At 41.4% G+C, this 11,925-nt stretch carries 8 protein-coding genes; 3 read left to right on the top strand and 5 right to left on the bottom strand.

Going from position 1 to position 11,925, the window contains the following annotated elements; translation table 11 throughout:
- Positions 1 to 47: 47 nt before the first annotated feature.
- On the bottom strand, positions 48 to 956 hold the full coding sequence (locus tag NSQ11_RS03510; protein WP_007496845.1) for a diacylglycerol kinase: 909 nt from the start codon (positions 954 to 956) through the stop codon (positions 48 to 50).
- 181 nt (positions 957 to 1,137) lie between these two features.
- Between NSQ11_RS03510 and NSQ11_RS03505 the strand changes: the two genes are divergently transcribed.
- Positions 1,138 to 2,091, top strand: a complete 954-nt coding sequence (locus NSQ11_RS03505) for a nucleoside hydrolase (RefSeq protein ID WP_283931247.1) — start codon at positions 1,138 to 1,140, stop codon at positions 2,089 to 2,091.
- A gap of 230 nt (positions 2,092 to 2,321) precedes the next feature.
- Here NSQ11_RS03505 and NSQ11_RS03500 read toward each other — a convergent pair whose 3' ends face one another.
- Positions 2,322 to 5,528 carry an efflux RND transporter permease subunit gene (locus tag NSQ11_RS03500; protein ID WP_342501265.1) on the bottom strand — a complete coding sequence of 1,069 codons (3,207 nt, stop codon included), beginning with the start codon at positions 5,526 to 5,528 and terminating at the stop codon, positions 2,322 to 2,324.
- Between the two features lie 131 nt (positions 5,529 to 5,659).
- Between NSQ11_RS03500 and NSQ11_RS03495 the strand changes: the two genes are divergently transcribed.
- The gene (locus tag NSQ11_RS03495) at positions 5,660 to 6,505 is read left to right on the top strand and encodes a TetR/AcrR family transcriptional regulator (protein WP_342501264.1); all 846 of its coding nucleotides are present in this window, start codon (positions 5,660 to 5,662) and stop codon (positions 6,503 to 6,505) included.
- Positions 6,506 to 6,687: 182 nt separating this feature from the next.
- Here NSQ11_RS03495 and gatB read toward each other — a convergent pair whose 3' ends face one another.
- From gatB to gatC, 3 genes are read right to left on the bottom strand one after another with little or no spacing between them, the layout of a single operon-like run.
- Positions 6,688 to 8,118 (bottom strand): Asp-tRNA(Asn)/Glu-tRNA(Gln) amidotransferase subunit GatB, encoded by a 1,431-nt coding sequence (gene gatB, locus NSQ11_RS03490; protein WP_007496855.1) that lies wholly within the window; start codon positions 8,116 to 8,118, stop codon positions 6,688 to 6,690.
- Between the two features lie 13 nt (positions 8,119 to 8,131).
- Positions 8,132 to 9,589 carry an Asp-tRNA(Asn)/Glu-tRNA(Gln) amidotransferase subunit GatA gene (gene gatA / locus NSQ11_RS03485; RefSeq protein ID WP_035703563.1) on the bottom strand — a complete coding sequence of 486 codons (1,458 nt, stop codon included), beginning with the start codon at positions 9,587 to 9,589 and terminating at the stop codon, positions 8,132 to 8,134.
- A 14-nt stretch (positions 9,590 to 9,603) separates the two neighbouring features.
- The gene (gene gatC / locus NSQ11_RS03480; protein WP_003213898.1) at positions 9,604 to 9,894 is read right to left on the bottom strand and encodes an Asp-tRNA(Asn)/Glu-tRNA(Gln) amidotransferase subunit GatC; all 291 of its coding nucleotides are present in this window, start codon (positions 9,892 to 9,894) and stop codon (positions 9,604 to 9,606) included.
- A gap of 423 nt (positions 9,895 to 10,317) precedes the next feature.
- On the opposite strand from gatC, the gene putP reads away from it, so the two are divergent.
- Positions 10,318 to 11,799, top strand: a complete 1,482-nt coding sequence (gene putP / locus NSQ11_RS03475) for a sodium/proline symporter PutP (RefSeq protein WP_017359800.1) — start codon at positions 10,318 to 10,320, stop codon at positions 11,797 to 11,799.
- Positions 11,800 to 11,925: the final 126 nt, after the last annotated feature.

Raw genomic sequence — 11,925 nt, 5'->3', positions numbered from 1 at the left:
CATTTGCAAAGAAAAACTTGGTCGCCATAAGGAACCAAGTTTAGTCTTCACCCTATTTTTTCAGCTGTTGCTTTTGGCACAATAAATTCAATATGGCGATACAGATTTTCAAATTCACCTGGCAGCATGCCGCCGTATTCACCATCTAAATTCAATTGCATTTTATCTTTTACATCTACCTTCACGCGATTCGCTTTTGCGTAGATGACATTGTTATCATGAATATGCTCGCCTCTGAGTGCAAGGCTGACCACTCGAATGGCTTCTGCTAGATTGACCTTCTTTAGAATGATCAGGTCAAACATCCCATCATCTAGAATGGAATCTGGTGCCAGCTTTTCAAAGCCGCCTACTGAGTTTGTTAGTGAAACAAGAAACAGCATGATTTCTCCATGAAACAATTTGCCGTCATATTCAATTTCGACTTCTGTCGGGCGAATGGAAGGAAGCATCTCCATGCCTTTCAAATAATACGCAAGTTGTCCTAGCATGGTTTTCAGCTTACTAGGCACTTCATAGGTCAGCTCTGTTAATCGGCCGCCTCCCGCAATATTAATGAAATACTGTCCATTCACTTTACCAATATCAAGCGGCTTTGCTACACCATCAATGATGGCATCTGTCGCTTTTAAAATATCTTCTCTTGGAATGCCAAGTGCTCTTGCGAAGTCATTGGTCGTTCCAACTGGAATGATTCCTAATTTTGGTCTTTTTTCAAGCGGCGCTAATCCGTTGACGACTTCATTAATCGTGCCGTCTCCACCAGCTGCTACAATTAAATCAAAGTCTCTCTGTGCGGCTTTTTCGGCTGCTTGTGTTGCATCTCCTGCACATGTCGTCGCATGACAAGATGTTTCATAGCCAGCCTGTTCAAATTTTTGCAAAACCTGCGGTAAATTCTTCTTAAAGAGTTCACGTCCAGATGTCGGATTGTATATAATTCGAGCACGTTTCATTCATCATCATCCTATTATCATTATGCAATCTATTTTCACCACTAACAACCTTTAATTATACTATGAGATTTGAAAATGGCAACAGAACAACCCCCTAATATTTGAAATCTCATGGCACGTTTCCCTGAGCAGATCAACATTCTGATAAGATAAAAGAAAACGATGAAAAGGATGGTATGCCATGAAAAAGCCTGTCTATTTCAATCATGACGGCGGTGTTGATGATCTCGTGTCCTTATTTCTGCTTCTTCAAATGGAACACCTGAAAGTGATCGGGACGTCTGTGATTCCTGCTGATTGTTATTTAGAGCCTGCGCTGAGCGCCTCTCAGAAAATTATTGATCGATTTAGCCCATATGAGATTGAAGTCGCCGCTTCCAATTCTAGAGGTGTGAATCCATTTCCAAAGGAATGGCGTATGCATGCCTTTTATGTAGATGCCCTGCCGATTTTAAACGAAAAAGGTGCTGTTGATACAAAAGTATCTAAACTTCCTGCACATCTTCACCTGATTGAAACGGTGAAAAAGTCAACCGAACCTGTTACGCTGCTCTTTACAGGACCGCTCACAGACCTTGCACGCGCCTTAGAAGAAGATCCTTCCATCTCAAATAAAATTGAGAAACTGGTGTGGATGGGCGGCACATTCCTTGAAAAAGGCAATGTCGAAGAACCCGAGCATGATGGAACAGCAGAATGGAATGCTTTTTGGGACCCTTATGCTGTGAGCACCGTATTTCAAGAGCGTTTTCCAATTGAAATGGTCGCACTGGAAAGCACGAATCAAGTCCCGCTCACACTCGATGTCCGTCAACGCTGGGCTTCCCTTCGCTCTCACATCGGGATTGACTTTATTGGACAATGTTATGCCTTTTGTCCGCCTCTCATTCATCACGAAACGAACTCGACTTACTACTTATGGGATGTGCTGACAACGATTACTCTTGCTTCCACCTCATTTACCCGTTCAAAAGAAATGAATGCAATTGTTTATACCGAAACACCAAGACAAGGACGTACCGAAAAACATCCAGATGGAAAGACGATTCATGTCATTGACCACGTTGATCGGGATGCCTTTTTCGAGGCCTTTGAAGAGCTTATGAGAAAAGCGGTTTGTCAGATTTCATCATAAAAAAGCCCCGCTTATCAGCGGGGCTCAAATTGTTGACACAGGGCTAAAATGAACTTGATTTTAGTCCTGTGTCTTCTTTTCAGCGTGATAGAAAACCTTTGCAGCCCTAGGAAGGACGAGTACCGGCGCGGAGCGAATTTGACATTCGTGAGCACCGGCACGCAGGACTGACAAAGAATGCGAGGGTTTGTCTACACGCTGAAAGCCCCGCTCATTAGCGGGGCTTCCTCTTACTCTTCTTCAGCGTACTTTTTCTTACGTCTAAACTTGCTTAAGATTTCATACACGATTGGCACGATGACCAATGTGAGAAGTGTAGAACTTGTTAAACCGCCAATAACGGTGACGCCAAGTCCTTTTGATACGATCTGACTTCCGCCTTCAAAACCTAATGCGAGTGGCAGCAATGCACCAATTGTCGCAAGTGCCGTCATTAAGATTGGGCGTAATCTTGTTGTACCTGCTTCAAGTAAGGCTTCTCTTGTTGAAAGACCTTCTTTTTCTTTATGAATCACTCGGTCAATCAAGACAATGGCATTTGTTACAACGATTCCGATTAGCATCAGCAATCCAATCATGGCATTTAAGCTGATGGTTTCTTTCGCTACAAACAATCCAACGAGTGCCCCAATAACCGTAAATGGAAGTGAGAACAGAATCGCAAATGGTGCAAGACCTCCGCCAAATGTAATGACGAGAACGAGGTATACAATCGCAATCGCTGCAAGCATTGCGAGTCCTAGCTGTGTAAAGGATTCCTCAATATCCGCACTTACACCGCCTGTATCAATCGTAACGCCAGATTTTAAATCAAGCTTGTCAACTTTCTTCTGGACATCTTGTGTCACACTTGATACGTCGTCTGTTGTCATGTCACCAGATACTTCAGCGTAAATCTTCCCATCACGCTTTGTCACAGTGTTTGCTGTTGTGCCATCTTTCACTTTCACCACATCGCCAATTCGGACTTGTTGTCCTGTTGATGTTGTGATCTTTTTATTCTCTAGATCTTTTTTACTCTTGTATTCATCTTTTTCCGTTTGAAGCTTCACATCTAGTTCTTTGCCGTCCTCTGTTACTTTCGTCAACGTTGTTTCATTACTTTGAGGAGCGATCGCCTGTGCGATTTGTGAAGCGGTTAAGCCTAGTTTCGCCAGTTTTTCTTGATCTGCATTAAACGTATATTCGTCATATTTCTCAGATAAGCTTGTGCTGACGTTTTTCAAGTTCTTTTCATCTTTTAAAATGTTCTCGACATCTTTGACTGTGCCTTCAATATCACTTGCTTTGTCACCGTACACATAGTACGTCACTGTATTGCTTGCGCCAGCAGATGAGAAGTCTTGTGATTTCCATTCCCCTTTAGACGTTTTGTCTTGAAGGGCTTTAACCATACGATCTTTTTCTTTATCAAAGTTCGGTGTGTCCTCGTCGTATTGTACGAAGAATAATGCACCGTTAGAATTTCCGCCAACACTTGCTGTCATTGCATTTGAAGAGCCTAATGAATATTGAACCGTATTGACATGATCACGTTTCATTAAGTAATCTTCTGCCTTTTTCGTTTCAGCAATGGCTTGTTCTCTTGTTTGTCCAGGCTCTGGCGTGTATGTCACCATTGCCGTTTTTTCTGCTTCCTGCGGTAAGAAGCTGACACCGACAAGTGGTGCGAGGAATAAGCTGCCGATCAGCATCAAAATCGCAATTCCTGACGTGATCCATTTATGGTTCAATGTCCAATTGAGTACACGTCTATAACCACCAGCAAGTTTGCTTGGTTTGTGTTCTTTCACCTTTTTCGCTTTGCCATACAGGTTCTTTTTAAATAGGCTGTGAGCCATCATTGGAACGATTGTAATGGCGACAAGTAGTGAAGCCATTAGAGCAAACACAATGGTTAATGCAAACGGGATGAATAGTTCACCAATCATTCCACCCACTAGCGCTAATGGCAAGAATACCGCAATTGTGACAATCGTCGAAGACATAATCGGAATAAACATTTCTTTTGTGGCTTCTCTAACGAGTGCTTTGCCTTTTAACGGTTCATCTTTTAACGCCATTCGTCGATAGATGTTTTCTATGACAACAATCGAGTCATCGACAACACGTCCAATGGCGACTGTCATGGCACCGAGTGTCATGATATTTAATGTGATATCGAGCTGATTTAATAATAAAACAGCAATCAACAGGGATAACGGAATGGAGATGACCGAAATTAATGTTGATTTGATATCTCGAAGGAACAACATGATGATAATGATCGCAAAGATTGCTCCGATGATCGCCTTGTTCAGCATTGTGCTGACAGATTCTTTAATCGGCTCTGCTTGATCATATGTCGTGCTGACTTTGATTCCTTTATTGTCTTTTTTGAATGTATCAAGTTCTTTTGTGACTGCTTCTGCTACACTCACTGTGTTGGCATCAGAGCCTTTGACAATTTGCAAACCGATACTGTCTTTTCCGTTCGTTCTAGAAATCGATTCTGCATCTTTCACGACTTTAATATCTGCTATCTCAGAAAGTTTGATCGTCGGCAGTTCTACAGATTGACCGCTTGCTGCACCAGTTTGTTGCTGAGCTGCTGCTGCTTGCTGCTGACTTGCACTTCCAGCCTGCTGATCGGTACCTTGAGCACCTGCATTTCCTGAGCCGCTAGCAGATGCACCAGCTCCTGCGCTTGCACTTGGTGTGACAGGAATTGGCATGTTTTTCAAATCTTTAACACTTAAAATATTGCCATCCACTACGACTGATTTTTGCTTGTTGCCAAATGTGTATAACCCTAAAGGTACATTGACATCAGAGCCTTTGATCATGTTTTGGACAGTTTCTTCATCTAAACCATATTCCTTCAATTTCTTTTGTTTAAAAGAAAATTCTACTTCTTTGATTTGTTGTCCAGAAGCTTCGACAGAAGAGACACCATCTAAACCTTGAAGAGAAGGAATAAGGTCATTTTCCACTTTTTGTGTCAGGTCTTGTAATGACTCTTTATCACCGGAGACACTAAGAGCTAAAATTGGAATCGCATTGATGCTAAAACGTGCGATTTTTGGTTTTTCTGCATTTTCTGGAAAATTGATATTGCTAATGGCATCTTCAATTTCCTTCTTTGCTTCATCCATGTCTTTATTGTAATCGTACTCGATTTGAATCGATGAGGCATTTTCAAAAGAATTAGAAGTGACCACATTCACCCCATTGAGATTTTGTATCGACTTCTCAATTGGATCTGTCACCTTATCTGATACTTCGTCCGGCGTTGCGCCAGGATACGTTGTAGAAACCGTAATGACTGGAGTGTTGATATTCGGGATTGATTCTTGTTTCATATTCAATCCGGCATATAGACCAGCAACTGTTACGATAATCGTCATGAGCCATACAGCGAACTTGTTCTTTAATACAAAATTGATGATCGAATTCATTATGTCCTCCATTTTCCTTTATGTATTGACTGACTGGTCATTCTATATCATAATAAACGGTGATATACAATGCCGTCAACCATTTCACTTGCGTTTGACGTAACATTCTAAAGCTGAAGGGGCCTTATTTCATGAACGAAAAAAAAGAAAAGATCATTAAAGCAAGCATTCAGTTGTTTGCGAAAAAAGGTTTTTCTTCTACGACCATTCAGGAAATTGCAGATGAATGCGGAATATCTAAAGGTGCATTTTATTTGCATTTCAAATCAAAAGAACAGCTTTTCAACAGAGCGTTTGAATATTATATCGACACGTCTATGCAAAGTATTGAAAAGATTCGAAAAGAAAATCAACATCTTGCGCCTAGAGATATCTTTCAGAAACAAATCGCTCAACAGTTCCAGCACTTTGCTGAGAACAAGGATTTTATCATTTTGATCCTCAGCGAGAACATTATTCCGGAAAACCAGCAAATTAAAAAGTATTCCAAAACGGTTAAAAAGCAGATGAATGATGAAATCCAAATTTCTATTTTGACCACGTATGGACAGGAGATCGAACCATATATAACTGACCTGTCAGTCATGATTCAAGGAATCATCCAATCTTATGTGCAGGTACTGCTTTTGCAAGATCAGATGCAATTATCATGTGATGAGCTCTCATCCTTTATTCTCGACCGATTTGATGATTTGGTGCATGGGCTTCTTCGTTCTCATGCGAAGCCGATTCTGAAGCAAAACATTTGGGATGATGAAGCGCCAAATGCCGCTACTCTTCAAGAAGAGCTTCGATTGTTAAAATCTGAGCATCTGCTTTCGGATGATACCCTTGTATCCATTGAAGTTATTGAAGAAGAATTGGCCAAAAATGAGCCTCGCAAGCCGGTCATTCAAGGGATGCTGACAAATTTAGAAACGTGTGAGGACTCCGCTGTCCAAAGAGCTGTGGAACAATTGAAGCTATTCCTCCAATGACAATACGTGGCGATGTTCACTTTAGTTCACCTTTATCCCCTTCGAATATGTGCTAAAGCTTATGCTTCATTATAAAAAAAGAACCAATGAATTGATATACGGCGGTGGTCTGAATCTGTGATAAGACCCTGTCATATCCATCAACAAAAAAACCGCCTCTTCCATGAGGCGGTTTTTGCGATTTATCGTTTTTTGATTTCTTCGAGAAGAATCTTGTTGACCATCGGTGGGTTTGCTTGTCCCTTCGATGCTTTCATGATTTGTCCGACTAAGAAACCAATCGCGCGGTCTTTTCCATTTTTGAAGTCTTCAATGGATTGCGGGTTGTTATCAAGTGCTTCTGTGACAAGTTTGAGCAGTGCACCTTCGTCAGAAATTTGGACAAGTCCTTTTTCTTTGACGATTGTTTCTGCATCTCCCCCATTTTCAATGAGCTCTTTGAATACCTTTTTGGCAATCTTAGAAGAAATCGTTCCTTTTTCGATAAGCTTGATCATGCCAGCCAGTCCTTGCGGCGTTAGCTTCGTATCTTCCAGCTCTTTTTGAGCCGAGTTTAAGTAGGCAGATACTTCACCCATGAGCCAGTTTGATGCTTGTTTCGCTTCAGCACCTTCTGAAATAGTCGCTTCAAAGAAATCAGACATTTCTTTAGTCAGCGTCAGTACCATTGCGTCATATGCAGGAAGTCCAAGTTCATCAATGTAGCGTTTGCGGCGCTCGTCTGGAAGCTCTGGAATCGATGCTCTTACACGTTCTTTCCACTCGTCATCAATGTAAAGCTCCACCAAATCTGGTTCTGGGAAGTAGCGATAATCATCAGAGCCTTCTTTAACACGCATCAGGATCGTCTTTTTAGACGCTTCGTCATAGCGGCGTGTTTCCTGCTCGATGAGACCGCCAGAAAGCAATACTTGCTCTTGACGTTTTTCTTCGAACTCAAGACCTTTTTGGACGAATGCAAATGAGTTTAAGTTCTTGAGCTCTGTTTTCGTTCCAAACTCTTCACGTCCGATCGGACGAAGAGAAATGTTGGCATCACAACGTAGTGAGCCTTCTTCCATCTTACAGTCAGAAACGCCTGTATATTGAATAATGGATTTTAATTTTTCTAAGTAAGCATACGCTTCTTCTGGCGTACGAATGTCAGGCTCAGATACGATTTCAACAAGTGGTGTACCTTGACGGTTGAAATCGACGAGTGAATAACCGTCGCCTGTGTGCGTCAGTTTTCCTGCATCCTCTTCCAAATGAAGACGTGTAATACCAATTCGTTTTGTTTTGCCGTCTACTTCAATTTCAATCCAGCCGTTTTCACCGATCGGTTTATCAAATTGAGAAATTTGATACGCCTTTGGGTTATCAGGATAGAAATAGTTTTTACGGTCAAATTTTGTATCAGTTGCAATCTCACAGTTCAGTGCCATTGCTGCTTTCATCGCAAAGTTCACCGCTTCTTTGTTCAGCACAGGTAGTACGCCTGGATAACCAAGATCGATGACACTTGTTTGCGTATTGGCAGCCGCACCAAAAGGCGTCGGTGAGCTTGAGAAAATTTTTGATTGTGTTTTGAGCTCTACGTGGACTTCAAGTCCAATTACCGTTTCAAAGTTCATTCTGATTCACCCCTTACAGTTCAGGTTTTGCTTTATGATGATCTGTTGCTTGTTCGAAAGCGTGAGCCACGCGGTAAACGGTTCCTTCATCAAAGTGTTTACCGATGATTTGCAGTCCTAACGGAAGACCATTTGCAAATCCACAAGGCACACTGATTCCTGGGACGCCTGCAAGGTTAACAGGGATCGTTAAAATGTCGTTTGCATACATCGTCAGTGGATCGCTTGTCTTTTCACCAATGTTAAATGCCGGAGTTGGTGTTGTTGGTCCTACAATGACATCATATTTTTCAAAAACATCTTCAAAGTCTTTTTTGATCAGCGTACGGACTTTTTGCGCTTTTTTATAGTATGCATCGTAATATCCTGAGCTTAGAGCGAATGTGCCAAGCATGATGCGGCGTTTGACTTCGTCTCCAAAGCCTTCAGAACGGGTATTTTTATATAAATCAATCAGGTTGTCTGCATTGTCTGTACGGTAGCCATAGCGAATACCGTCAAAACGAGCAAGGTTTGCAGATGCTTCTGAAGATGAAAGCAAGTAGTAAGTCGCAAGCGCATATTTAGAATGCGGAAGAGACACTTCTTCCCATGTGGCACCAAGTCCTTCTAATACTTTCAACGCTTGAAGAACAGACTCTTTTGCTTCTTCGCCAACACCTTCGCCAAGATATTCTTTTGGCACAGCGATTTTCAAGCCTTTGATGTCGCCAGTTAATGAAGAAAGAAAATCTGGGACATCGACATTTGCACTCGTTGCGTCCATTTGATCAACACCAGAAATCGCTTGAAGAACATATGCGTTGTCCTCAACATTACGCGTAATCGGCCCAATTTGATCTAATGATGAAGCAAATGCGATTAAACCGTATCTGGATACACGGCCATATGTTGGTTTAAGACCAACAACACCACAGAATGACGCCGGCTGGCGAATGGAGCCGCCTGTATCTGATCCAAGAGAGAATGGTACTTCTCCAGCTGCAACAGATGCTGCTGATCCACCACTTGACCCACCTGGAACGGTGTTTAAATTCCACGGGTTTTTCGTTGGTTTGAAGCCCGAGTTCTCCGTAGAAGATCCCATCGCAAATTCGTCCATGTTTAATTTGCCGATTGTGACAGCTTCCGCTTCTCTTAAGCGGTTCACAACGGTTGCATCGTAAATAGGATCGAAGTTTTGCAAGATTTTACTTGACGCCGTTGTACGTAAATCTTTCGTCACGATGTTATCTTTGACACCGATCGGCATACCGAACAATAGACCAAGCTCGTCCTTTTCACCAACGGCCTCGTCCAATTCCTTTGCGTACGCACGTGCTTTCTCTTCGTCCAGCGCTAGGAATGCTTGTACTTTCCCGTCTACTTCATGGATTCGTTTATAAGACTCGTCCACTAAATCAGAAACAGACAGTTCCTTTTTATGTAAAAGCTCTTTTAATTCAGAAATTTTGTGGTCAAACAGTGACATGCCTCAGGCCTCCTTTAGTCCAAAATTGATGGCACACGAATATAGCCGTCTTTATGATCAGGCGCGTTTTTGATGACTGCCTCAATGGAAAGACCTTTATTCGGAACATCTTCTCTCATGACGTTTTTCATTTTTAATACGTGTGTTGTTGGTTCAACGTTTTCCGTATCTACCTCGTTTAACTGCTCTGCAAATGAAATGATGCTATCAAGCTGTTCTGTAAACATCTCAGCTTCTTCTTCTGTAATTGCAAGCCGTGCCAAATGCGCAACATGCTTTACTTCTTCTATTGAAATTCTTGACATGCAGGTTCACCTCCAAAAATGATACGTGTTCGTGGTCATGATCATAAGTCATATACACTTTATCATATCAAATTTTACTGTTCTAAAGCAACTTTACGAGGACGCCTAGAAAGGCTTTGTCCACTAATATGTCATTGTGGTGCAGCCAGTGTCTAAAATATTCATCAAGTTGACTTTTTATTTATCAGAAAATTTTTACTTTTATTTAATTTAGTAAGCGCTTACATATAGACGCTTATCACGCATACACGTATTTTTTTTGTCTGATGGGGATGTTTAAGAAGGTTGATCACTTGGGAATACTCTGATAGGTTAAGTAACCATAGCAGTGAGCAGGGCAGTGAAATGTCATTTCTGTCTAGCACTTCTGTATATTTTGATTGAGGTGATGTCAAATTAATACGAAAAAGGTGAGAAAACAAAATGAGTATTGAAGTTACGATTTCCTTATCTATCTATTTTATCGGGATGCTTGCCATTGGTTGGTATGCGTTTAGGAAAACACATGATTTAAATGATTATATGCTTGGTGGACGAGGTCTTGGTCCATTCGTTACAGCTCTATCAGCAGGTGCTGCGGATATGAGTGGTTGGATGCTGATGGGTGTACCAGGTGAAATGTATAAAACAGGTTTATCGACAACCTGGCTTGCAATTGGTTTAATTGTCGGTGCTTATTTGAACTATTTAATTCTTGCACCTCGTTTACGTTCTTATACAGAAATTGCTGATGATGCCATTACGATTCCTGATTTCTTTGACAAACGATTCAAAGGATCATCTGCTTTATTAAAAGCAGTTTCAGCCGTCATCATTTTAATCTTCTTTACGTTGTATACATCATCTGGGATGGTATCAGGCGGACGTTTATTTGAGTCAGCATTCGGTGCTCACTACATGTTTGGTCTGATATTGACATCAAGTATCGTGATTTTGTATACACTGTTCGGTGGATTTCTAGCAGTGAGCTTAACGGACTTTGTCCAAGGAGCTATTATGTTTTTAGCATTAGTGCTCGTGCCGATCGTTGCCTTTACTCAATTAGGTGGACCTGTTGCCACATTCAATGATATTCAACAGATTGACCCTAAATTGCTTGATATTTTTAGAGGAACGAGCGTCATTGGCATTATTTCCTTCCTCGCTTGGGGATTAGGTTACTTTGGACAGCCTCATATTATCGTACGTTTTATGGCGATTACGTCCGTAAAAGATTTAAAACCAGCACGCCGAATCGGAATGAGCTGGATGATTATCTCTGTCATTGGTTCACTATCTGTTGGTTTAGTTGGTGTCGCATACGTACATGAAACGGGTATGAACCTTGCTGATCCTGAAACGATCTTTATCGTCTTTTCTAAAGTATTGTTCCATCCTTACATTACTGGATTCTTACTTTCTGCCATTTTAGCAGCCATTATGAGTTCAATTTCTTCTCAGCTGCTTGTGACAGCAAGTGCCATGACAGAGGATTTATACAGAACGTTTTTTAGAAAGAAAGCCTCAGATAAAGAGCTTGTGATGATTGGTCGTATGTCTGTACTCGTTGTTGCGATTATTGCTCTTTGTCTATCTCTAAACCCAAGCGACACCATTCTTGACCTCGTCGGTTATGCTTGGGCAGGATTTGGTTCTTCATTCGGTCCAGTCATCTTGTTATGTCTATACTGGAAACGAATGAATCATCACGGTGCACTTGTCGGAATGATTGTGGGTGCCGTTGTGGTTCTTACATGGATCACGACAGGTCTCAACCATTCAACAGGTATCTATGAAATGATTCCTGGCTTTACGTTAAGTGGCTTAGCCGCAATTGTTGTGAGCTTAATGACAAGTAAACCGACAAAAGCATCAAAGCAGCTATTTAACAAAATGGAAGACCATCTCGAAGAAGAAACAAAATAACCAGACATGAGGAGTCATCTGCATTATGCGGATGACTCTCTTTATTTTTCAATAAAATGCTTTTCTTTCTCCCGTTTCTGAATAAAATAGAAGTTGTGCAGCCATATGGGCTGTGAGAAGATCATA

This window comes from Bacillus sp. FSL W7-1582, assembly GCF_038593325.1.
In the GTDB taxonomy this organism is placed as follows: domain Bacteria; phylum Bacillota; class Bacilli; order Bacillales; family Bacillaceae; genus Bacillus; species Bacillus altitudinis.
The sequence above is the reverse complement of the archived record's forward strand: the minus strand, read 5'-3'. Positions and strand labels throughout refer to the sequence as shown.